Raw genomic sequence first — 21,136 nt, 5'->3', positions numbered from 1 at the left:
CATGCTCACCCGGCGGACCTTCCTGCGGACGCTGGCGGCGGGCGCCGCGACCCTCGTCCCGCTGGGCGGCGGCCGCTTCCTCCGCCGCCTGCCCCTTGGCCGAAGGTCGCCGGTGCCCGCGCTCGTCGCCGCGCCCACGGTGGACCGCACGCTGGTCGAGCTGAACGGTCTGACCGGCGGGGCCGGGGCGGCAGCGGTGGCCTACGCCGCATCGCCCCCGCAGCCCACGGGGCCGGGCATCCCGGGGCGGCGGTGGGTGATGGTTATCGACCTCGCCAGGTGCGACGGGTGCCGGGAGTGCACCCGTGCCTGCCAGGGGATGCACTTCACCCCCGCCGGGCAGGAGTGGATCCGCGTCTACGAGCTGCGGGACAATGAGGTCGCCGCCCCGTACTGGTTTCCCCGGCCCTGCATGCAGTGCGACAACGCGCCGTGCGTCAAGGTCTGTCCGGTCAGCGCGGCCTGGAAGCGCGAGGACGGGATCGTGATGCAGGACACCTCGCGCTGCATCGGCTGCCGCTTCTGCATCGCCGCCTGTCCGTACGGGGCACGGAGTTTCAACTGGGTCCAGCCGCCCGAGACCGAGGCGCAGCAGAGCCTCCCGTACTCCGACGAATGGAACCAACGCCACCGCAAGGGCACCACCGAGAAGTGCATCTTCTGTCCGGGGCTCGTCAAAGAGGGAAGGCTGCCGGCCTGTGTGGCGGCCTGTCCGATGGGCGCCATCTACTTCGGCGACCAGGAGGAGGATGCCGTAACCAACTCCCAGGGGGAGACGGTGCGGTTTTCCGAGCTGATCCGCCAGAACGCCGGTTATCGGTTCCTGGAAGAGCTGGGCACCGAGCCGCGCGTATACTACCTGCCGCCGCGCAAGCGGGTCTATCCGGCGCCGCCGGATGAGCCGCAGCCGGCGACCAGGGGGGTCCACCCGTGATCGACGGGCGCCGCCGTCAGGCGTTCGCACCTCGCGAGCAGCGCCTGCTCGACTCGCTGCAGGCGACCGGCCCGCGCTACTACGCGCTGGTCGGCGGGCTCGTGGCCATCATCCTCTGGGGGCTCATCGCCTACGGCGTGCAGCTGCGTTACGGGCTGGGCGTGACCGGGCTGCGCGACAATTTCATGTGGGGCGTCTACATCACCAACTTCGTCTTTTTCATCGGCGTCAGCCACGTCGGTGCGCTGATGTCCGCCATCCTGCGCCTCACCGGGGCGGAGTGGCGGCGGCCGATCACGCGGATGGCCGAGGCGATTACCTTCGCCTCGCTGCTGATGGGAGCGCTGATGCCCTTCGTGGACATGGGGCGGCCGGACCGCATCCTGAATCTCCTCCTGCACGGCCGGCTGCAGTCGCCCATCCTGTGGGACATCATGTCGATCACGACGTACCTGACCGGCAGCACGCTGTTCCTGTACGTGCCCATGATCCCGGACATCGCGCTGCTGCGGGAGCACTATGCGCGGGGGCCGGCGTGGCGGCGGCGATTGTACACGATCCTGGCCCTAGGGTGGCGCGGGACGCCCGGGCAGAAGCACCAGTTGGAAACGATCATCGGCGTGCTGGCGGTGCTGATCATCCCCGTGGCGATCTCGGTGCACACGGTGGTGTCCTGGATCATGGCGATGACGCTGCGCGCGGGATGGAACAGTACGATCTTCGGGCCGTACTTCGTCTCGGGGGCCTTGTTCAGCGGCGCAGCCGCCGTGATCACCGCGATGGCCGCCTTCCGGTGGGCGTACCATCTGGAGGACTACATTACGGTGCGCCACTTCAAGCGGATGGGCTATCTTCTTATCGCGCTGGGCCTGATCTACGCCTACTTCACCTTCAACGAGTACTGGACGCCGCTGTACAAACTGGCGACACACGAGCGCGGCTACCTGAGCGCGGTGGTCAGCGGGCCCTATGCGCGCATCTTCTGGTTTACACAGATCGGCGGACTGCTGGTCCCCGTGCTGCTCCTCACACTGCCGACGATCTCCTGGGTGCCGCGCCTGCAGAGCGCCCCCCTGCTTCAGCCCAGACCGGCGCTGGCCGCGCTGGCCGCCACCCTCGGCCTGCGCGTCTTCGTCTCGTCCTCGGGGTCGCCCGCCGCGGCCCTGGGCGACGTCGCCGCCCTGCGTGCGCTGCTGCCGTGGGTGTTGACCGCCGCTGGCATCTGGCTCTTTGTCGCGCTGCTGCCGTTTTTCCGAGCGCGCCCGATCGCGGCCGCGGTCGTGGCCTCGCTCCTGGTCAACGTCGGAGCCTGGCTGAAGCGCTTCGTCATCATCGTGCCCACCCTTCAGTATCCGTTCTTACCGATCCGGCGTGCTCCAGTGGGCTGGGCGGTCTACCGGCCGACGTGGGTGGAGTGGTCGATCACGGCGGCGGCCCTGGCGGGCTTTGCACTCATTTACATCCTGTTCAGCAAACTGTTCCCGATCGTCTCGATCTGGGAGACGCGGGAAGAGCGGGGGACTGAGGCCAGTGCCGGAGAGGTGGCGCATGCGCCTGTTCCGTAGCCTCGCGGTCCTGGGCCTGTTGCTCGTCGCGGGCGGCGCCTCCGCCGCGGACGGGGCGGAGCCGGCCAGGATCTCACTGCTCAAGGAGGTCCGCGCCGACGGCTCGACGCGCGTCGTGGCTACCGTGCAGGACGACGCGGGAGCGCCCGCCGGCGGGACGGCGGTGACGTTCCTGGCCCGGACGGCCTTCGGATGGCTGGAGCTGGCAGAGGTGGAGGCGGACGCCGCCGGGACGGCGTCCGTCACGCTGAACGACCCGCCGCGCTACACCGAGGTGCGGGCGGTCGCCGGCGAGAGCGCGACCCTCCAGGCCGGCCTCCAGCTCCTCTCGCCCAGAGTGCGGGATCCGCAGCGACGCCCCGGACTGGATGTGCTTCGCGGGATGAGCCCGCAACCGGGGTTCATCAGTCCCTATCCCCCTGTCCAGATTCTGGTCGTTGCTGTGCTGCTCGGCGGAATCTGGACGACGTACGCCTACCTGGTCGCATTGCTCATGGGCATTCGCCGGGCGTCGTAGCAGGGGGAACGGGGCGCCCCTGCGGCGCGATGGCAGGGCCCTTCGAGCTGGTCGAGAAGAGCCTGAGAAATCGCCCAGGGGAGGACCGGGGATGATCGCCAGAGCCCCTCCGGCCCGGGGGCCGATGCGCCTGCAGGACGGGAGCCGCGTCGCCGTTATCGGGGGCGGCCCCGCCGGATCGTTGTCTGCGTATTTCCTCCTCCGTTTCGCCGAGCAGCAGAATCTCCGGCTGGCCGTCGACATCTACGAACCCAGAGACTTCGCGGCGACCGGTCCTCGCGGGTGCAACATGTGCGGGGGCGTGGTCTCCGAGGCGCTGGTGCAAGGCTTGGCGGCGGAAGGGATCGACCTCCCGGCCACGGTCGTGCAGCGCGGCATCGCGGCCTACGTCCTGAACACCGACGAGGGGTCGGTGAGAATCCGCACCCCGCGGCGTGAGGCACGGATTGCGACCCTCCACCGCGGGGGCGGGCCGCGCGATCTGAGCGTGCTGCGCTGGGGCGGGCTGGACGGCTTCCTGCTCTCCGAGGCGCAGCGCCTGGGGGCCCGCGTCATCCCCGCCCGCGTCACCGGTGCCCGGTGGCAGGGGGGACGGCCGTCGCTGCAGGTGCGGGGAGCGTCGACGGTCTACGATCTCATCGTCGTCGCCACCGGCGTCAACGTGGCCTCCGAGCCGCTCTTCGCGGGTCTCGGCCTGCGACACCGGCCGGCGGAAACCAGCCGCGCCTACATCACGGAGATCCGGCTCGGGTTCGAAACGGTGACGCGCATCTTCGGCGCCGCGATGCACATCTTTCTCCTCGATATTCCCCGGTTGGAGTTTGCGGCCATCATCCCCAAGGGCGACTTCGTGACCGTCTGCCTGCTCGGCCGCAACATCGACCACCTGCTGATCCGGGTCTTCTTCGCCCATCCGGCCGTGACCCGGTGGCTGCCGCCCGGGACGTCCCACGAAGGCGTCTGCCACTGCCGGCCCAACATCAACGTGCGGGAGGCCGCCCGGCCCTTCGCCGACCGGGTCGTCCTCGTAGGGGACTGCGGTGTGACCAGGCTGTACAAGGACGGCATCGGCGCCGCCTACCGCACCGCACGGGCCGCCGCGCAGACGGCGGTGTTCCATGGGATCTCGGCCCGGGCGTTCCGCCGACACTTCGGACCCGTCTACCGCTCCATCGCCTGGGACAACCGCTTCGGCCGGGTGATGTTCCTCCTCGCCGGGCTGCTGAAGACCGTCCGCCTTCTCCGCGGAGCGGTCCTCCATACCACGGCGGCGGAACAAACCGGCCGCGACCGCGACCCGCGGCTCAGCGGCGTCCTCTGGGACATGTTCTCCGGCAGCGCGCCGTACCGCAGCATCTTCCTCCGGGCCGTCGACCCGCGCCTAGTCGCCCGCCTGGCCTGGGCCACGGTGCGGGCCCGGCGGGCCGCTGCGGTGCAACAGGAGCCGGTGTGAAGGTGGACGCGCCGAGAGAGCCGGCATGACGGCCGCGATCATCGCCCACGAGCGAGCCGTACGTCCAATGTAGGCGCTACGGGGTGCCGAATCGGGCGGAGGCCTGATGAAGGGCTTGCCGTCCCGAGAGTAGGCTAATCTCGGATGCGGTACGCTTGTGAGCGCTCGGGTGAGACCTACCGCCTCCGCCGCCGCGAGGACCGGGCGCTCTTCGCCTACGACGTGGGGCCGGACAGCGTCGAGGTGGAGGTTGCGGAAGCATGACCCGGCTGGCGCTCGACGTCCGCGGGGCCGTGCAGGGGGTGGGCTTCCGCCCCTTTGTCTATCGGCTGGCCACCGAGTTGGGCCTGTCCGGATGGGTGCGGAACGGTCCGGCCGGCGTACGCATCGAGGTCGAGGGGCAGCCGGAGTCTGTGGAGGCGTTCGTCGAGCGTCTGATACGCGAGGCGCCGCCTCACGCGCGCATCCTGGAGATCGATCGCACCGTCGTCCCGGCGGTGGGGGACGGCGTCTTCGTCATCGCCCCGAGCGAGCGCGACGGCGCCCCGACGGTCGTAGTCCCCGTGGATCTGGCCGTCTGTCCCGACTGTCTGCGCGAACTCCGCGACCCCGCCGACCGCCGCTACCGCTACCCCTTTATCAACTGCACCCGCTGCGGGCCGCGATACTCCATCATCACGGCGTTGCCCTACGACCGCGCGCGCACCACGATGGCGGCCTTCGTGATGTGCGCCCGGTGCCGGGCGGAATATGACGATCCCGGCAACCGCCGCTTCCACGCCGAGCCCATCGCCTGCCCGGCCTGCGGTCCGCACCTCGAGCTGTGGGACCCCGGCGGAGCCGTCCTGGCCGAAGGCGACCAGGCTCTTCACATCGCCGCCCGGGCCGTGCGGGACGGCCTCATTGTCGCGCTCAAGGGGCTCGGGGGCTTCCAGCTGCTCGTGGACGCAGGCAATGAGGATGCCGTCCGGCGGTTGCGGACCCGCAAGGGACGCGAGGAGAAACCGTTCGCCCTGATGTACCCCTCGCTCGAGCTGGCCGTCCGCCACGCCGTCGTCTCGCCGCCGGAGGAGGCCCTCCTCACCTCGGCCGCGGCGCCGATCGTGCTGCTGGGTCGGCGGCCGGAGGCGGACAACGATCTTGCGCCTTCCGTGGCGCCCGGCCGGGCCACGCTGGGCATCATGCTGCCCTACACGCCGCTGCACGTGCTCCTGATGGCGGAGCTGCAGACTCCGGTGGTGGCCACCAGCGGCAACCTCTCCGACGAACCGATCTGCACCGACAACGGCGAAGCGTGCGCACGCCTGGCCGGCGTGGCCGACCTCTTCCTCATCCACGACCGGCCCATCGCCCGGCCGGTGGACGACTCCGTGGTGCGGGTGATGGACGGCGAGCCCGTCGTCCTGCGCGCCGCCCGGGGATACGCCCCCCTGTCCCTGTCCATCGAAGTCGAACTCTCCCCGCTCGTGGCCGTCGGCGGGCACCTGAAGAACTCCGTGGCCGTGGCGCGCGGCGGCGAGATCATCCTGAGCCAGCATGTGGGCGACCTGGACAGCGCCCGCTCCCGCCAGGTCCACCGTGGGACGCTCGAGGCGCTGACCACCCTCTATGACCTCCGCCCGACAAAGGTCGTGTGCGACCTGCATCCCGACTACGCCTCTACGCAGGTCGCCGAGGCCTCCGGGCTGCCCCGGCATGCGGTCCAGCATCATCAGGCGCATCTTCTGGCGGTGATGGCCGAGCACCGCCTGCGGCCGCCGGTCTTCGGCGTGGCCTGGGATGGGACGGGCTACGGGCCGGACGGAACGGTCTGGGGCGGCGAGTTTCTGCGCCTGACCGGCCGCGGATGCGAGCGGACGGCGCACCTGCGGACCTTCGGCCTCCCCGGCGGCGAGGCGGCGGTCCGGGAACCGCGGCGGGCGGCGCTCGGCATGCTCTATGAGCTATACGGAGACGGGGTGTGGGGCCGCGACGACCTGGCGCCGGTCCGCGCCTGCTCCGCCGCCGAGCGACGGATCTTCTCCGCGCTGCTGCGCGGGGCTGGATCACGGGGCGGGCTCAACACGCCGCGGACCAGCAGCGCCGGGCGGCTCTTCGACGCTGTGGCCTCGCTGCTCGACCTGCGCCAGCGCGCCGGCTACGAAGGGCAGGCGGCGGCCGCCGTGGAGGACGCCGCGTACGGGTGCGACGACGACGGGATCTACCCCTTCGCGGTGCAGACGCCCCTGGGGGCGCCGGCCGTCCTGGACTGGGGGCCGATGATTGAGGAAATTCTCGCCGACCTCCGCTGCGGAACGCCGCGGTCGACCATCGCCGCCCGGTTCCACAACACCCTGGCCCGGATGATCGTCCTGGCTGCCCGGATGGTGGACGAATCGCAAGTGGTCCTCAGCGGCGGGTGCTTTCAGAACGCCCGGCTGGTCCGCTCCGCGGCCGCGGAGCTGCGGCGTGCCGGCTTCGCGGTGTTCTGCCCGCGGCGCGTCCCGCCCAATGACGGCGGACTGGCCGTCGGGCAGGCGCTGGCCGCGGGAGAGGGGGGGTAGCGGCGATGTGCCTGGCCATCCCCGGCCGGATCCTCACCATCGCCGACGACGGCGAGCTCACGCGGCGCGGGCGGGTGGATTTCGGCGGCATCGTCAAAGAGGTCAGCCTGGCCTTCGTGCCGGAGGCGAGGGTGGGCGACTATGTGATCGTCCATGTGGGCGTGGCCCTCTCCGTCGTGGACGAACGCGAAGCGGCCCGGGTCTTCGAATATCTCACCGAAATCGAGGGGCTGCGGGAGCTGGAGGTCCGGGAGCCAGGACCGGAGGGGCCGGGAAGGCAATGAAGTTCGTCCAGGAGTTCCGCGAGGGGAGCGCGGCCCGCCGCTACGCCCGGGCCATCGCGGCGATCACCACCCGGCCGTGGACGCTGATGGAGGTCTGCGGCGGCCAGACCCACGCCATCCTGCGCTTCGGGATCGACAGGCTCCTGCCGCCCGAGATCACATTGATTCACGGCCCGGGCTGCCCGGTCTGCGTCACGCCCCTGGAACTGATCGACAAGGCGCTGGCCATCGCCCGCCGGCCGGAAGTGGTGTTCTGCTCCTTCGGCGACATGTTGCGCGTCCCGGGGAGTTCCGGCGACCTTCAGGGCGTGAAGGCCTTAGGAGGCGATGTGCGCGTCGTCTACTCGCCCCTGGACGCGGTCGCCCTCGCCCAGCGTCTCCCCGAACGCGAGGTGGTCTTCTTCGCCGTCGGCTTCGAGACGACCGCGCCGGCCAACGCCATGGCCGTGCTCCGGGCCCGATCCCTGGGGCTGCGGAACTTCTCGATCCTGGTGGCGCACGTCCTGGTGCCGCCGGCGATGGAGGCGATCCTGGCCTCCCCGCGCTGCCGCGTCCAGGGCTTCCTGGCCGCGGGCCACGTCTGCACGGTGACCGGGTACGCGGGGTACGACCGGCTGGCCCGCACCTATCGCGTCCCCATCGTCGTCACCGGGTTCGAGCCCCTCGACCTGCTGCAGGGGATCTATATGTGCGTGCGGCAACTGGAAGAGGGCCGCGCGGAGGTGGAGAACCAGTACGCCCGCTCGGTGCGCCGGGAAGGGAACACGGAAGCGCAGCGGGTGATGGCCGAGGTCTTCGAGGTGAGCGACCGGCAGTGGCGCGGGATCGGCGAGATCCCCCAGAGCGGGCTCGCCCTGCGCGCGCCCTACCGGATGTTCGACGCCGAGCGCCGGTTCGGCCTGACGGTCCGGTGTGCGGCGGAACCGGCGGAGTGCATCGCCGGGCTGGTGCTGCAGGGCGTGCACACCCCGCCGGAGTGCCCGGCCTTCGGCACGCGCTGCACGCCGGAAACGCCGCTCGGCGCGCCGATGGTTTCTGCGGAGGGGGCCTGCGCCGCCTATTACCGCTTCCGGGGTCCCCCCGAAGGGAGGGGTCGCGATGGCGATTATCGATGAGATCACCTGCCCGCTGCCGGCGCCGGCCGCCTCGCAGGTCATCCTGGCCCACGGGGGCGGGGGGCGCCTGATGCACCGCCTGATCGAGCACCTCATCCTCCCTGCGGTCGGCAACCCGATCCTGGCGGCGCTCCACGACGGCGCCGTGGTGGAAGTTGGCGGAACGAGGCTGGCCTTTACGACCGACTCCTACGTCGTCCGTCCCCTGAAGTTCCCGGGCGGCGACATCGCCCGTCTGGCCGTCAACGGCACCGTCAACGACCTGGCGATGTGCGGGGCCCGCCCGCTGGTCCTGAGCGCAGGGCTGATCCTGGAAGAGGGGCTGGGGATGGACCTGCTCGGGGAGCTCATGCAGTCCCTCGGTCGCGCCGCCGCGGAGGCGGGGGTGGTGATCGTCACCGGCGACACCAAGGTGGTGGATCGGGGGAAGGGCGACGGCATCTTCATCAACACCGCCGGCATCGGCATTGTCGAGGCTTCGGATCCGATCGGACCCTCCAGCGTGCGACCGGGCGACGTCGTCCTGCTCAGCGGAGACATCGGCCGCCACGGCATCGCGATCATGGCCAGCCGCGAGGGGCTGGCCTTCGAGACGGCGGTGGAGAGCGACTGCGCGCCGCTGACCGGGCCGGTCCTGCATCTGCTGCAGGAAGGCGTCCGCGTGCACTGCCTGCGGGACCTCACCCGCGGCGGGTTGGGCGCGGCGCTCGTCGAGATCGCCCGCGGCGCCGGGCAGAGGATCGAGATCGACGAGGCGGCCATTCCGGTGCGGCCGGAGGTCCAGGCGGCGTGCGAGCTCCTCGGGCTGGACCCCCTCTATGTCGCCAACGAGGGCCGCTTCATTGCCTTCGTCGAGCCCCAGGACGCCGACCGCGCCCTGGGACTGCTGCGCACCCACGCCGTCAGCGCCGACGCCGTCGTCCTCGGGCGCGTCGTGACGGGAGTGCCGGAGGTGGTGGCCACCGGCGTGCTGGGGACCACCCGCGTCATCGACCTGCCCAGCGGCGAACAGCTGCCCAGGATCTGCTGAGGGTCGGCGGGGTCTCCGCCGCCGGTCCCCGGTGCCCGGCAGGACGGGGCAGGGGGATCCCCGGCCGCCGAAGCATCCGGCAGTTTCCCGAGACCGATTCGGGCCGCCGCCCGATGCGCGGCGTCGGCGGCAGCGGGTAGCATTCATCTCAAAGTCGCCGCACCGAGGAGGTGCCTTCGATGACCCGTCTGGCGTTGACCGCAGCGCTGAGTCTGCTGCTGGTGACCGTTCTTCCCGCCGTCCCGGCCACGGCCGGGCAGGAATTCTATGTGGCCGTCGCCCCATACATCACGACGACACATCCCTGCACCTATCACGTCAAGGGCTCCTGCCAGGCCGAGTTGAAGAACACCACCCTCCGATTCTGGCTCCGCTCCACCGACGGCACCGTGAACCGCGCCGGGCTCGCGCGCACCGGGGCCGACGGATTCATCGAGTGGTGGCTGCCCGCCAACAAGACCTACGTGGTGACCTTCGCCTTCGGGTCTCTGCGGGGCACGGACACCATCAGCACCTTTCCTAAGGACCGTACCTGTATCACGACGACACAGCTGAAGCCGGTGAACTAGGCGGACGATGACGCCCGATCGGGCTCCAGGGTCTCGCCCCGCGGAGGTTAGGGAGGTTCGGAGAGCAACTCGAGCACCTGGCGTCGAAGCGCGGCGTGGCCCTCCGGGCCGAGGTAGCCGCCGACGAACCGGCCGCGGATGCGCCCGCGTCGGTCGATGAAGATCGTCGTGGGCAGCCCGGTGACGCGGTAGGCGGTCATCCGGGTCTGCTCGGGATCGTAGACGTTGGGGTAGGTGATCCGCAACGCTTCCACAAACGCCCTGGCCTCGTCGGGGTCGTCCAGCACGTCCACGCCCAGCACCACCACGCCCCGGGCGCGGAACTCCCGCCAGACGCGTTCGAGATTGGGCATCTCCTGCCGGCACGGCGCGCACCACGAGGCCCAGAAGTTCAGCACCACGATCTTCCCGCGGTAGTCGGAGAGGGCGATCAGCCGGTTGTCGAATCCCCGCAGGCGGAACTCCGGCGCCGGGCGGGCGGCGGGGGCCGGGACGGCCGGCGCAGGACCGGGGCCGGGGCCGGGACCCCGCGGAGCCTGGGGGCTGCGCGTCCAGAGCCCGAAAGTAATCGCCGCAGCGGTCAGGAGCAGGACGGTGACCGGCCAGGGCCGGAGGCGGCGGATCGACACGCCGTTACTATACCCGAAGACGGCGAAATAGGGCAGCGGCCCGATACCGGGGTCCCTCCGACCGCGGTACGGTAGATTTGACGGTAAAGGCCACCGAAAGCCGGCGGGAGGCGACCATGGCCGAGATGCATCCCACGCGAACGCGCATCCTCAGGCTGATCAGGGGCAGCGGGGGGATCACCCTGAGCGAGCTGCGCCGGCAGACGGGCCTGTCGCGCTCGACGCTGCGCCAGCACCTCAGCGTCCTGGCCCGTGACGGACTGGTCACGGCGCAGTTCATCCGGCAGCGCACCGGACGACCGCCGCTGCTCTACCGTCTCACCCCGAGGGCGGAACTCGCCGCGCCCCAGACCTATGCCGCCTTCCTGCGGGCGCTGTTCGCGGCCATGGGGGATCGGTCGCGCATCGAGGAGGTTTTCGACGAGATGGGCGAGCATCTGGCCGCGCGACATCCGGAGATCCGCCGCCTGCCCGACCCGGGTGCGCGGCTGGAGGCGGCGCGGCGGATTTTCTTCCCGGACGCCGAATCCACCGCGGTGGAGCAGACGGAGGCGGGCTATCAGTTCTCCCTGTACACCTGCCCCCTGGCCGCGGTGGCGATGGAGTTCCGCGATCTGTGCTGCCTGGCCCGGGGCGTCCTGGAGCGGATGACCGGTGCCGAGATCGGTCAGACGGAGTGGATCCTCCGGGGCGACCCGCGCTGTACCTTCGAGCTGCGCGCGCCGGCGTCCGGCGAGCAGGCCAGGATCGCCTGATCCCTCCGGTATCCCGAGCCTTCCGGGATGAAGGATCGTCTGGATCCCGCTGCGACGGTGGAAGCCGCCCGGGCGGTGCTGGAAGGCCGCGGCCGGCGCGGCCTGGCCCGGATCCTCCCCTTCCTGGGACCGGCCTTCGTCGCCTGTGTCGCCTACATCGATCCGGGCAACTTCGCCACGAACATCCAGGGCGGCGCGGAGTTCGGCTACATGCTCCTGTGGGTGATCGCCGCCAGCAACCTCACGGCGATGCTGGTGCAGGCCCTCTCCGCCAAACTGGGCATTGCCACCGGCCGCAACCTCGCGGAGATGTGCCGGGAACAATTCTCCCCGCCCGTCGTCTGGGGGATGTGGGTGATCAGTGAGCTGGTCGCCATGGCCACCGACCTGGCGGAATTCCTGGGGGCGGCGCTGGGGCTGTACCTGCTCTTCCACCTGCCGCTGTTCCTGGCCGCACTGCTCACCGGCGTGGTGACGATGGTCATCCTGGCCCTGGAACGGTACGGCTACCGGCCGGTGGAGGCGGTCATCACGGGCTTCGTCGGGATCATCGCCGCCTCGTACGTCATCGAAACGATCCTGGACCGGCCCGACTGGCGGGCCGTGGCCCTCTCCGCGGTGGTCCCACGTTTTGCCGGCACGGAGAGCGTCCTGCTGGCCACCGGGATCCTCGGCGCCACCGTCATGCCCCATGTGGTCTTCCTCCACTCCGCGCTGACCCAGCGACGCATCATTCCCCGGGATCCAGAGCAGGCGGCGCGCCTGTTCCGCTACGAGGTGCTCGACGTGGTGATCGCCATGGGGCTGGCCGGCCTGGTGAACGCCGCGATGCTGATCATGGCGGCGTCCACCTTTCACCGCACCGGGCTGGTTCACGTGGCCAGCATCGAGGAAGCGCACCGGACGCTCCAGCCGCTGCTGGGCCCCCTGTCCAGCACGGTCTTTGCCGTCTCGCTGCTGGCTTCGGGTCTTTCCTCCTCCACGGTGGGCACGATGTCGGGACAGGTGATCATGCAGGGGTTTCTGCACCGCCAGATTCCGATCTGGATCCGCCGGCTGGTGACCATGCTGCCCGCGCTGATCGTGATCGGCCTGGGGCTGGACCCGACGCGCACCCTGGTGATCAGTCAGGTGGTGTTGAGCTTCGGGCTGCCCTTCGCCCTCGTCCCCCTGGTCCTGTTCACCAGCCGGAAGGAGATCATGGGGCCGCTGGTCAACCGGCGTATCACGACGACGGCGGCCGTCTTTGCCACGACGGTGATCATCGCCCTCAACATCTTCCTCCTGGTACGGCTGGCGGTGGGAGGATAGGATGTTCCGGCGCCTGCTGGTGCCCCTGGACGGTTCCCCTCTGGCAGAAGCGGCCCTCCCCGCCACCCTCGCCCTGGCCCGGCATCTGGGGGCGGAGATCACCCTGTTCCATGCCGTGGAGCGGGGCGCGCCCGTGACGATCCACGGTCAGCGGCACCTCACCGCCGAAGCCGAGGCCGCCGCGTACCTCGCGGAGGTGGCCTCCTGGCTGCGCGCAGGCGGCGTCGCCGTCCGCACGCACCTCGATGCCTCCACGGACGACGTGGCCGCCAGCATCGTGAGCGGCGGCGCCGAGGAGGCCGCCGACCTGGTGGTGCTGTGCACGCACGGCCGCGGCGGGCTGCGCGGCCTGTTGTTCGGCCGCGTCGCCGAACAGGTGCTGCGACGCGGCCAGATCCCGATCCTCCTGGTGCGGCCCACGCCGGCCGGGCGGGAGCAACCCTTTGCCTGCCGGCGGATCATGGTGCCCCTGGACGGCAGCCCCACGGCCGAGGCCGCCCTCCCTGCGGCGGTCGAGATCGGGCGGGCCTGCGATGCGGAGCTCCTCCTGGTGATGGTGGTGCCGACGGTGCAGACCATCTCCGGCGAACGGGCCGCCTCCACCCGGCTCATGCCCACCGCGGCCGCCGCCCTGCTCGACTCGGAGGCCGCCGATGCCGTGGACTACCTGCAGTCCACAGCGGCGGCGAAGGCGGTCGGGGCGAGGAGCCAGGTCCTCGTCGAGCGGGGCGAGCCCGTCGGGACCCTGCTGGATGTCGCGGCGCGGCGGGCGGTGGATCTCATTGTGATGGCGACCCACGGCCGCTCCGGGGTGGACGCGATGTGGGCCGGCAGCGTCGCGGCGCGCATCGTCGGGCACAGCACCCGCCCGGTGCTCCTCGTCCGCGTCCCGCGGCGATAGCCCGCGTCCCGCGCACCCTTCGTGGTAGGATAGATTGCGATGGGTCTCTTTCGCGTGCGCGGGCGGCTGACGGGGCCCACCGGGTCCAGCCAGGAGGTCGAACTCCTGGTGGACACGGGAGCCACTTTGCTCGTGGTGCCTCAGGATCTCGCCAGCGCCCTCGGGCTCGCGCCGCACCGCCGCCATCCCGTTGTCATCGCCGGGGGGCGGCGGGAGATCTGGCCGGTGGCCGAGGTGCGACTGGCGTTGGACGGTCAGGAGGTCACGACGCCCTGCTTCGTAGCTCCGGCTGGCCCGCCGCTGCTGGGAGCCGTGGCCCTGGAGAGCCTGTTCCTGGCCGTCGATCCGGTGGCCAAACGGCTCGTTTCCGTCGAGGGATTCGTCGGCGCTACGGGTGGCCTCCGGCGGTCTGATCCCGGTCCCCGCCGTCTTTGCCGCCTGCAATCCCTTTGAAGCCTCCTCCCGCTCTGATCGGTTCTATCGGGCGCAGGCCCGATGCAATTCGGACGCCCGCCTGATACCCGCCCGGCCGCGCCTCCTGTAGGCTCAATCCGACAAAGATAGAGACTTTGTCCAATTTCTCCATGCGACTCAGCCGCAACGCCCACTACGCCTTCCGCACCGTGCTGGACCTTGCCCGCCACGGGCGGGCCCGCTCGTCGGAGATCGCGCGGCGTCAGGGGATCCCGCCGGCCTACATGGCCAAGGTCGTCCAGGGTCTGGGCCGGGCCGGCATCCTGCGCACGTTCCGGGGGATCCGGGGCGGAGTGGAACTGGCCCGGCCTGCGGCCGGCCTGACCCTGCGCGCCGTGCTGGAGGCGGCCGAGGGCCCGCTGGCCCTCAACCTGTGTGCGCTGTGGGGGGACTGCCCGTGCCAGCAGCCGTGCCCCGTGCGGGCGACCCTGGCGCGCGCCGAGGCCGCGGTGGAACGGGAACTGGCGGTGACGGTCGCGGAGCTGGCCGCGCAGCTGCCGGAGAACGGCCGCGGCAGGCGGGCGCCTCAGGCGCGCGCGGCGGGGTAGCGGCACGCAGGAACGGCACAGAACACGGAGGTGAGGAATGGTGAGGTATGGTGCGGTGATCCTGATGGTGATGGTCGCCCTGCTGGCGGCGGCCTGCGGAGGAAAGCAGCCGGCCCAGCAGCCGACCCCGCCGGCCGCGCAGCCCCCGGCCGCGCCCACGGCGGCCGGTCAGACCGTCACGGTGAAGATGAGCGAGTTCAAGTACGAGATGCAGCCCACGGAGGTCTCCGCCGGCCCCGTCACCTTCCGGATCGAGAACGTGGGCACCGTGGAGCACGACTTCCTGATCGAGGGGCTGGACAAGGGCACCGAGGCGCTGCGCCCCGGACAGTCCACCACGCTCACCGTGGATCTCAAACCCGGCACGTACACCATCTTCTGCAAGGTGGCCGGCCATAAGGAAGCGGGCATGCACATCCAGCTGGTCGTAAAGTAACCGGCATCTCGAGAGGGGAGGTCACCATGAGGAGACGATGGCTGGTGGCAGGAGGAGCGGCACTGGTCCTGCTGGTCCTGGCGGCCGCGGGGGGGCGGTTCACGGTGTCCACGGCCACGACGGCGCCGAGCCTGGAGCAACTGATCAAGGCCAAGGGGCTGACCCCCGACCAGGTCCGCGCCGCGGTCCAGACCTATGTGCCGCCGGGCAAGTACGACGACTACCTCATGTTCAGTTCCGGCGGGCAGTCCGGGCAGGTGCTGGTCTTCGGGTTGCCGTCGATGCGCCTCCTGCGCGTGATCGGCGTCTTCAGCCCCGAATCCTGGCAGGGCTACGGTTTCAGCAAGGAAACGGCGGAGATCCTCCGCGAGCAGGCGGAGCTCCGCGACGCCCTGAGCTGGGGGGACACGCACCACCCGGCGATCAGCGAGACCAACGCCGAGTACGACGGCCAGTTCCTGTTCATCAACGATAAGGCCAACGCCCGGATGGCGGTGATCGATCTGCGGGACTTCTCCACCAAGCAGATCGTGCGCAACCCCAACGCCGCCAGCAACCACGGGGCGGTGGTCAGCCCCAACACCGAGTACGTCCTGGAGGCCACACAGTACGCGGCCCCCTTCCCGTTCCGCTACGTGCCGCTGACCCAGGAGAACTACAACCAGCACTACCGCGGCCTGGCCACCTTCTGGAAGTTCGACCGCGCCCGGGGGCGCATCGACCCGGCCCAGTCCTTCCAGATCGAGCTCCCGCCCTACTGGCAGGACCTGGCCGACTTCGGCAAGTTCGAGAGCGACGGCTGGGTGTACATGAACTCCTTCAACACGGAGCGCGCCATCGGCGGCACCCTGGCCAAGCAGCCCCCGGTGGAGATCGGGGCCTCGGCCCGGGACATGGACTACCTGCACATCATCCACTACAAGAAGGCCGCCCAGCTCATCGCCCAGGGCCGGGGGACCGTGGTCAACGGGATGAAGGTCCTCTCCCTGAAGGACGCGGTGGCCAACGGGGTCCTCTATTTTGCGCCGGAGCCGAAGAGCCCGCACGGGAACGACATCGCCCCGCGGGGAGACTACATCGTCGTCGGCGGCAAGCTCGATCCCAACGTCACCATCTACAGTCACCGCAAGATCCAGCAGGCGATCAAGGACAAGGCCTTCAGCGGGACCGACCCCTACGGGGTGCCGATCCTGGCCTTCGACCGGGTCGTCGAGGCGCAGGTGAAGATCGGCCTGGGGCCGCTGCACACCCAGTTCGATGACAAGGGCAACGCCTACACCAGCCTGTTCCTGGACAGCGCGGTGGCCAAGTGGACGCTGGGCGCCCCCTACAAGAAGGGCGGGGAGGCCTGGAAGCTCGTGGACAAGCTGCCCGTGCACTACAACATCGGGCACCTGGCCGCGGTGACCGGGGATACGGCGAAGCCGGGCGGCAGGTACCTGGTAGCCCTGAACAAGTGGTCGGTGGACCGGTACAGCAACGTCGGCCCGCTGTTCCCGCAGAACCTCCAGCTCATCGACATCAGCGGGGAGAAGATGGTGCTCCTCAGCGACACCCCGGTGGGGCTGGCCGAACCGCACCTGGCGCAGATCATCCCTCTGGACAGGGTGAAGTCCTGGGCGGTCTACCCCGAGGTCGGCACCAACCCTCTGACCATGAAGGTGGACCCCAACACGACAGGCGCCGGGAAGGAGCGCATCGTGCGTAAGGGCACCACCGTCGAGGTCTGGATGACCGCGATGCGCAGCCACTTCACGCCGGACCGCATCCAGGTCAGGCGCGGGGACACCGTGATTCTGCACATCACGAACATCGAGCGGGCCAAGGACGCGATCCACGGCTTCGCCATCGACCGCTACAACATCAACCTGAGCCTGGAGCCCGGGAAGTTCGAAACGGTGAAGTTCGTCGCGGATAAGCCCGGGGTGTTCCCCTTCTACTGCACCGAGTTCTGCTCGGCGCTGCACCTGGAGATGGCCGGGTACCTGGAAGTGGCGCCGTGACGGCAGGGGGCCGGAGTCCGGCCCCCTGTCCAGAATCTTCTTCGGCGGGAGGACGCGAACTGTGGTGACACTCGCCGTCGTTCGGAGCGAACTGGCGCAGGCCCGCCGCCCCACGGGCCTTCACCTCCGCTCCTGGGTGGCGGCGGCGCTGCTGGGCCTGTCGCTGATCCTCCCCTACTGGCGGATCACCCTGTATGCCCCCCAGTATCCGGGCGGCCTGCGCGCCTCAGTCTACCTGACCCGAGTGACCGGCGAATCGTCGGAGATCAGCATTCTCAACCACTACATCGGGATGAAGCCTCTCGAGGTGGCCGCGCCGCTGGAGCGCCGCCTGGCCGTCCCGATCGTCCTCGGCGGGGTGCTGGCCGTGGGCGCCTCGCCGTTCCTGGGCCGGCTCGGCCCGCTGCTCCAGGCGCCGGCGGTGGTCTTTCCCCTGGGCGTGGTCGGCGATCTGGCCTACTGGTTGTGGACCTTCGGCCACTCCCTCGATCCCGCCGCGCCCATTCGGGTGGACCCCTTCATGCCGGCGATTGTCGGCAGGGGGACGGTGATGCAGTTCTCCACCTACGCGATGTTCAGCTGGGGCTTCCTCTGTGCGGCGGCGACGGCCCTGCTGGCCCTGTACAACCTGGTCCGGTGGCGACGGAGATGAGGCCCCTCCTGCTCCTGGCCATCCTGGGCGTCCTGACCAGCTCCCCTCCGGCCGCCGCCGCCGATGCGCTGCAGGCCCGCATCGATCGGGCGCCGCCCGGGAGCGAGATCGTGGTCGCCGGCGTGGCCGCGGGGCCGGTGGTCATCCGCAAGCCGCTGCGGATCGTCGGGGCACCCGGCGCGGTGATCGACGGCGGGGGGCGGGGCACGATCGTCCGGATCGAAGCGCCGGATGTGGTCCTCAGCCGGCTGACCCTGCGCCGCAGCGGCCGCGACCTCAACACCGAGGATGCCGGGATCTTCGTCGGCGCCCCGGGCGTCGTGCTGGAAGACCTCGCCCTGGAGGAGGTGCTCTTCGGGGTGAATCTGAAGCAGGCGCACGGAGCCGTGATCCGGCGAGTGGCGGTGCGCGGGTACGACCTTCCCCTCAGCCGCCGCGGCGACGGCATCCGGCTCTGGTACAGCCACGGGGTGACGCTGTCGGAGCTGCGCCTGGAGCGGGTGCGCGACCTGTTGCTGTGGTTTGCCCGGGGCACCACGCTGTACGCCGCCGACATCCGGCGCTCCCGCTACGGCGTGCACCTGATGTACGCGGACGCGGCGCGGCTGCTGGACGGCCACTTTGAGGACAACGCCGTCGGGGCCTACATCATGTACAGCACCGGCGTGCGGGTGGAAGGGAACCGTTTCCTGCGCCACCGGGGGAGCACGGGCGTCGGTCTGGCCCTCAAGGAGTCTGACGACGTGCTGATCCGGTCCAACCTGCTGGCCGGCAACCACGTCGGTCTGTACATCGACGGCACGCCCCGCCTGCTCACCGCGCGGAGCGAGATCATCGACAACGTCATCGCTGGCAACGAGATCGGGCTGCAGGTGCTGGGCAGCGCCGGAGGGAACGTCGTCGCGGGCAACGTTCTGGACGGGAACGTCCTCCAGGTGCGGATCGACGGCGGCCGGTCCGGCGCGCACCGCTGGAGCCGGGGCGGGCGCGGGAACTACTGGAGCGATTACGCCGGACTGGACCTCCGGGGTGACGGCGTCGGCGACACCCCCTACCGGGCCCGCCAGTGGTTCGAAGCGCTGGGCGACCGCATTCCGGAACTGGCCTGGCTGCGCGGGAGCATTGCCGCGGCGGCCGTGGACTTCGCCGCGCGGGCGCTGCCGATCTTCGCCCCGGAGGTCCTGCTCGAGGACCCCTCCCCCCTCATGCGTCCCGACGTCCCCCGGGCCTTCCGCGGCGCCGGAGCCAGCCTGCCCTTTGCCCTCGTCTCGCTGGCCCTGACCGCCGCCGGCCTGGCGGCGATGGGCGCGGCGCGCTCATCTTTCCGGGGGTCGACGGCTTCCCGGAGGTCGGCGGCATGATCACGGTCCGTGACCTGACGGTGCGATTCGGCGAACGCGAGGCGCTGCGGTTTGTGACCCTGACCGTTCCGGCCGGACAGCGGGTGGCCCTGGTCGGCCCGAACGGGGCCGGCAAGACCACGCTGCTGCGCGCGTTGCTGGCCCTCATCCCTTACGAGGGCGCGGTCGCCATCGGCGGACACGACGCCCGCGCCGAGGGGCTGCGGGCCCGGGCGCTGGTGGGCTATGTCCCGCAGACGCCGGCGTTCCCGCCCCATCTCACGACGGGCGAGGTCGTCGCCTACGTCCAGGAAATCAGGGGCCTTCCGGCCGATCCGCTGCCGGTGCTGGCCAGGGTCGGCCTCGATCGGGAGGCGGCCACGCCCGTGGGGCACCTGTCCGGGGGGATGGGACGACGACTGGCGCTGGCCGTGGCCCGGGTCGGGGATCCCCCCGTGATCTTGATGGACGAGCCGGCCAGCCATCTGGATGCCGGCGGGGAGGGACTGCTCCGAGCGTGGCTCGAAGAGGCGCAGGCCGAGGGGCGCACCGTGCTGGTGGCCACGCATCACCTGAACGGCCTCCAGTCGCTCGTCGACCGCGTCGTGCTGCTGGAGGAGGGCGCGGTCCGCGCGGACGCGGCGATGGAGACGGTGCGGTCGGCCCGCTGGCTGGAGCTCACGACCTCCGGGCCGTTGCCGGTGCTACCGGACGGCGTCATCGTCGTGTCCGGCAGTAACGGGACACACCACCTGCGGGTGCGCGACGGCGCGTTGGGCGCCGTGCTCGAGGCCCTCGGCCGTCGTCCCGTGGACATCCACGAGCCGGCGCTCCTCGACGTGCTGCGGGAGGCGACCCGATGAGCCTGCCAGCGGTTGCCCGCTGGGAGGCGCGCGCCGTGCTGCGCGACCGGTGGTTCCTGGCGGCGGCCGGTGCCTTCGGCCTGCTCGTCCTGGCTTCCGCCTTGGTCGCCCTGGCCGCCGTGGACGTCCTGGGCGTTTCGGCCTTCGGTCGCGCCGCCGCCACGCTGATCCACCTGGGCATGCTCTTCATTCCGCTGATCGGGCTCACGGTCGGGGCGGTGTGGATCGCCGGCGAGCGTGAGAGCGGGTCGCTGACCCTGGTCCTCAGTCAGCCTGTGGACCGCCGGATCGTCTTCTCCGGGAAGTTCTGCGGCGTGGCCTGGGGCATGACGGCGGCGGTCGTCGTGGGATTCGGCGCGGCCGGCCTGCTCCTCGCCCTCCGCGCCGGGACGGAGCGAATCCCGGCCTTCCTCTGGCTGGTGGCGCTGTCCGTCCTGCTGGCGCTGGCCATGCTGGCCACGGGCTTCTTGATCTCGGCCGCCTCCCCGTCGCGGAGCCGCGCGCTCGGAGCGGCGCTGGGCGCGTGGCTGGGGCTGGTGGTCCTCAGCGATCTCGGCCTGCTGGGGACGGCGATGGTGCTGCGTCTGCCGGCGCCGGCGCTCCTCATCCTGGGGTCCCTGAACCCGGTCGGCGCCTACCGGCTGGCCGCCATCGTCGGAATCACCGGCAGCGCAGACCTCACCGGTCCCGTGGGTCTCTACGCCGTGGACCGTCTCGGGTCGGCGGGGCTCGCGGCCGCGCTCGTCCTGGTCCTGATCCTGTGGACGGCAGTCGCCTACCTGGCCGGACGGGCCCGGTTTCTCGCGGCGGTGGAGGGATGAGCCGCCTCGTCGTGCTCGCCGCGATCGCGGTCCTGGCCGCCGGGTGCGGCGGCCGCCCGCAGGCCGCGGCCTCCGACGACATCACGGTGGAGGTATCCACGGTGCCGAGGGCGGTCGCGGCGCTGCGTCCGGTCACGCTTGTGGTGCGCTGTCGGGATCGCGCCGGCCGCCCCGTGGCCGTGCGGATCAGCGAGGCACGCCTCGCGATGCCGGAGATGTCCCACGGCGCGGAGCGCATCGTCCTGCACCCGGCGGGGGCGGGGCGGTACGAGGCCTCGCACACCTTCTCCATGGACGGGGTGTGGCAACTGCAGATCCGGGGGGTCGTCGGAGGGCGGGCGTTCGCCGCCCAAATCCCGATCCATGTCGGCATAGAGTAACCCGCCGCGTCTG

At 70.8% G+C, this 21,136-nt stretch carries 22 protein-coding genes; 21 read left to right on the top strand and 1 reads right to left on the bottom strand.

Annotated elements, in window-relative coordinates; translation table 11 throughout:
• The first annotated feature begins 1 nt into the window (after window position 1).
• The 9 genes from QN141_04225 (at window position 2) to QN141_04185 (ending at window position 10,010) form a co-directional block, all read left to right on the top strand.
• Window positions 2-934, top strand: coding sequence for a 4Fe-4S dicluster domain-containing protein (locus QN141_04225; protein ID MDR7557676.1), 933 nt, complete (start codon window positions 2-4; stop codon window positions 932-934).
• Window positions 931-2,499 (top strand): NrfD/PsrC family molybdoenzyme membrane anchor subunit, encoded by a 1,569-nt coding sequence (gene nrfD / locus QN141_04220; protein ID MDR7557675.1) that lies wholly within the window; start codon window positions 931-933, stop codon window positions 2,497-2,499. Before QN141_04225 ends, nrfD begins: the two co-directional genes overlap by 4 nt.
• Window positions 2,483-3,016: an Ig-like domain-containing protein gene (locus tag QN141_04215; GenBank protein MDR7557674.1), complete on the top strand. Its 534-nt coding sequence runs from the start codon at window positions 2,483-2,485 to the stop codon at window positions 3,014-3,016. Before nrfD ends, QN141_04215 begins: the two co-directional genes overlap by 17 nt.
• Before the next feature lie 91 nt (window positions 3,017-3,107).
• Window positions 3,108-4,469 carry a hypothetical protein gene (locus tag QN141_04210; protein MDR7557673.1) on the top strand — a complete coding sequence of 454 codons (1,362 nt, stop codon included), beginning with the start codon at window positions 3,108-3,110 and terminating at the stop codon, window positions 4,467-4,469.
• A 260-nt stretch (window positions 4,470-4,729) separates the two neighbouring features.
• Complete coding sequence (hypF, locus tag QN141_04205) at window positions 4,730-7,012, top strand: carbamoyltransferase HypF (protein ID MDR7557672.1); 2,283 nt, start codon at window positions 4,730-4,732, stop codon at window positions 7,010-7,012.
• 5 nt (window positions 7,013-7,017) lie between these two features.
• Window positions 7,018-7,296: a HypC/HybG/HupF family hydrogenase formation chaperone gene (locus QN141_04200; GenBank protein ID MDR7557671.1), complete on the top strand. Its 279-nt coding sequence runs from the start codon at window positions 7,018-7,020 to the stop codon at window positions 7,294-7,296.
• Complete coding sequence (gene hypD / locus QN141_04195; GenBank protein ID MDR7557670.1) at window positions 7,293-8,411, top strand: hydrogenase formation protein HypD; 1,119 nt, start codon at window positions 7,293-7,295, stop codon at window positions 8,409-8,411. Before QN141_04200 ends, hypD begins: the two co-directional genes overlap by 4 nt.
• Window positions 8,395-9,441 (top strand): hydrogenase expression/formation protein HypE, encoded by a 1,047-nt coding sequence (gene hypE, locus QN141_04190; protein ID MDR7557669.1) that lies wholly within the window; start codon window positions 8,395-8,397, stop codon window positions 9,439-9,441. The genes hypD and hypE overlap by 17 nt, the downstream gene beginning before the upstream one ends.
• A 179-nt stretch (window positions 9,442-9,620) precedes the next feature.
• The gene (locus QN141_04185) at window positions 9,621-10,010 is read left to right on the top strand and encodes a CueP family metal-binding protein (GenBank protein ID MDR7557668.1); all 390 of its coding nucleotides are present in this window, start codon (window positions 9,621-9,623) and stop codon (window positions 10,008-10,010) included.
• Between the two features lie 47 nt (window positions 10,011-10,057).
• Here QN141_04185 and QN141_04180 read toward each other — a convergent pair whose 3' ends face one another.
• Entirely contained in the window at window positions 10,058-10,639 is a 582-nt protein-coding gene (locus QN141_04180; GenBank protein MDR7557667.1) for a TlpA disulfide reductase family protein, read from the bottom strand.
• A gap of 116 nt (window positions 10,640-10,755) precedes the next feature.
• Here QN141_04180 and QN141_04175 point away from each other — a divergent pair, with 116 nt between their 5' ends.
• From QN141_04175 to QN141_04120, 12 genes are all read left to right on the top strand, one after another.
• Complete coding sequence (locus tag QN141_04175; protein MDR7557666.1) at window positions 10,756-11,394, top strand: helix-turn-helix domain-containing protein; 639 nt, start codon at window positions 10,756-10,758, stop codon at window positions 11,392-11,394.
• A gap of 27 nt (window positions 11,395-11,421) precedes the next feature.
• Window positions 11,422-12,705 (top strand): Nramp family divalent metal transporter, encoded by a 1,284-nt coding sequence (locus QN141_04170; GenBank protein ID MDR7557665.1) that lies wholly within the window; start codon window positions 11,422-11,424, stop codon window positions 12,703-12,705.
• 1 nt (window position 12,706) lies between these two features.
• Entirely contained in the window at window positions 12,707-13,606 is a 900-nt protein-coding gene (locus QN141_04165; GenBank protein ID MDR7557664.1) for a universal stress protein, read from the top strand.
• 39 nt (window positions 13,607-13,645) lie between these two features.
• Window positions 13,646-14,059: an aspartyl protease family protein gene (locus tag QN141_04160; protein ID MDR7557663.1), complete on the top strand. Its 414-nt coding sequence runs from the start codon at window positions 13,646-13,648 to the stop codon at window positions 14,057-14,059.
• A gap of 131 nt (window positions 14,060-14,190) precedes the next feature.
• On the top strand, window positions 14,191-14,628 hold the full coding sequence (locus QN141_04155; GenBank protein ID MDR7557662.1) for an Rrf2 family transcriptional regulator: 438 nt from the start codon (window positions 14,191-14,193) through the stop codon (window positions 14,626-14,628).
• Between the two features lie 37 nt (window positions 14,629-14,665).
• Window positions 14,666-15,064: a cupredoxin domain-containing protein gene (locus QN141_04150; protein MDR7557661.1), complete on the top strand. Its 399-nt coding sequence runs from the start codon at window positions 14,666-14,668 to the stop codon at window positions 15,062-15,064.
• A gap of 26 nt (window positions 15,065-15,090) precedes the next feature.
• On the top strand, window positions 15,091-17,067 hold the full coding sequence (gene nosZ, locus QN141_04145; GenBank protein ID MDR7557660.1) for a Sec-dependent nitrous-oxide reductase: 1,977 nt from the start codon (window positions 15,091-15,093) through the stop codon (window positions 17,065-17,067).
• A gap of 64 nt (window positions 17,068-17,131) precedes the next feature.
• Complete coding sequence (locus tag QN141_04140) at window positions 17,132-17,719, top strand: cytochrome C (GenBank protein MDR7557659.1); 588 nt, start codon at window positions 17,132-17,134, stop codon at window positions 17,717-17,719.
• On the top strand, window positions 17,716-19,080 hold the full coding sequence (gene nosD / locus QN141_04135) for a nitrous oxide reductase family maturation protein NosD (protein ID MDR7557658.1): 1,365 nt from the start codon (window positions 17,716-17,718) through the stop codon (window positions 19,078-19,080). Before QN141_04140 ends, nosD begins: the two co-directional genes overlap by 4 nt.
• A complete protein-coding gene (locus tag QN141_04130; GenBank protein ID MDR7557657.1) occupies window positions 19,077-19,922 on the top strand; it encodes an ABC transporter ATP-binding protein in 846 nt (281 codons plus the stop codon). Before nosD ends, QN141_04130 begins: the two co-directional genes overlap by 4 nt.
• Entirely contained in the window at window positions 19,919-20,743 is an 825-nt protein-coding gene (locus QN141_04125; protein MDR7557656.1) for an ABC transporter permease subunit, read from the top strand. Before QN141_04130 ends, QN141_04125 begins: the two co-directional genes overlap by 4 nt.
• On the top strand, window positions 20,740-21,123 hold the full coding sequence (locus tag QN141_04120) for a FixH family protein (GenBank protein MDR7557655.1): 384 nt from the start codon (window positions 20,740-20,742) through the stop codon (window positions 21,121-21,123). Before QN141_04125 ends, QN141_04120 begins: the two co-directional genes overlap by 4 nt.
• The last annotated feature ends 13 nt before the right edge of the window (window positions 21,124-21,136 follow it).

This window comes from Armatimonadota bacterium, assembly GCA_031459765.1.
GTDB lineage: Bacteria > Sysuimicrobiota > Sysuimicrobiia > Sysuimicrobiales > Kaftiobacteriaceae > Kaftiobacterium > Kaftiobacterium secundum.
The sequence above is the reverse complement of the archived record's forward strand: the minus strand, read 5'-3'. Positions and strand labels throughout refer to the sequence as shown.

Excerpts from the sequence above, each read along its gene's own strand:
- QN141_04215 (MDR7557674.1), top strand. The coding sequence starts at position 2,483 with ATGCGCCTGTTCCGTAGCCTCGCGGTCCTGGGCCTGTTGCTCGTCGCG.
- QN141_04150 (MDR7557661.1), top strand. The coding sequence starts at position 14,666 with ATGGTGAGGTATGGTGCGGTGATCCTGATGGTGATGGTCGCCCTGCTG.
- QN141_04155 (MDR7557662.1), top strand. The coding sequence starts at position 14,191 with ATGCGACTCAGCCGCAACGCCCACTACGCCTTCCGCACCGTGCTGGAC.
- QN141_04130 (MDR7557657.1), top strand. The coding sequence starts at position 19,077 with ATGATCACGGTCCGTGACCTGACGGTGCGATTCGGCGAACGCGAGGCG.
- QN141_04125 (MDR7557656.1), top strand. The coding sequence starts at position 19,919 with ATGAGCCTGCCAGCGGTTGCCCGCTGGGAGGCGCGCGCCGTGCTGCGC.
- QN141_04210 (MDR7557673.1), top strand. The coding sequence starts at position 3,108 with ATGATCGCCAGAGCCCCTCCGGCCCGGGGGCCGATGCGCCTGCAGGAC.
- QN141_04170 (MDR7557665.1), top strand. The coding sequence starts at position 11,422 with ATGAAGGATCGTCTGGATCCCGCTGCGACGGTGGAAGCCGCCCGGGCG.
- QN141_04120 (MDR7557655.1), top strand. The coding sequence starts at position 20,740 with ATGAGCCGCCTCGTCGTGCTCGCCGCGATCGCGGTCCTGGCCGCCGGG.
- hypF (MDR7557672.1), top strand. The coding sequence starts at position 4,730 with ATGACCCGGCTGGCGCTCGACGTCCGCGGGGCCGTGCAGGGGGTGGGC.
- QN141_04160 (MDR7557663.1), top strand. The coding sequence starts at position 13,646 with ATGGGTCTCTTTCGCGTGCGCGGGCGGCTGACGGGGCCCACCGGGTCC.
- QN141_04225 (MDR7557676.1), top strand. The coding sequence starts at position 2 with ATGCTCACCCGGCGGACCTTCCTGCGGACGCTGGCGGCGGGCGCCGCG.
- QN141_04165 (MDR7557664.1), top strand. The coding sequence starts at position 12,707 with ATGTTCCGGCGCCTGCTGGTGCCCCTGGACGGTTCCCCTCTGGCAGAA.
- QN141_04200 (MDR7557671.1), top strand. The coding sequence starts at position 7,018 with ATGTGCCTGGCCATCCCCGGCCGGATCCTCACCATCGCCGACGACGGC.
- QN141_04185 (MDR7557668.1), top strand. The coding sequence starts at position 9,621 with ATGACCCGTCTGGCGTTGACCGCAGCGCTGAGTCTGCTGCTGGTGACC.
- QN141_04175 (MDR7557666.1), top strand. The coding sequence starts at position 10,756 with ATGGCCGAGATGCATCCCACGCGAACGCGCATCCTCAGGCTGATCAGG.
- nosZ (MDR7557660.1), top strand. The coding sequence starts at position 15,091 with ATGAGGAGACGATGGCTGGTGGCAGGAGGAGCGGCACTGGTCCTGCTG.
- nosD (MDR7557658.1), top strand. The coding sequence starts at position 17,716 with ATGAGGCCCCTCCTGCTCCTGGCCATCCTGGGCGTCCTGACCAGCTCC.
- hypD (MDR7557670.1), top strand. The coding sequence starts at position 7,293 with ATGAAGTTCGTCCAGGAGTTCCGCGAGGGGAGCGCGGCCCGCCGCTAC.
- hypE (MDR7557669.1), top strand. The coding sequence starts at position 8,395 with ATGGCGATTATCGATGAGATCACCTGCCCGCTGCCGGCGCCGGCCGCC.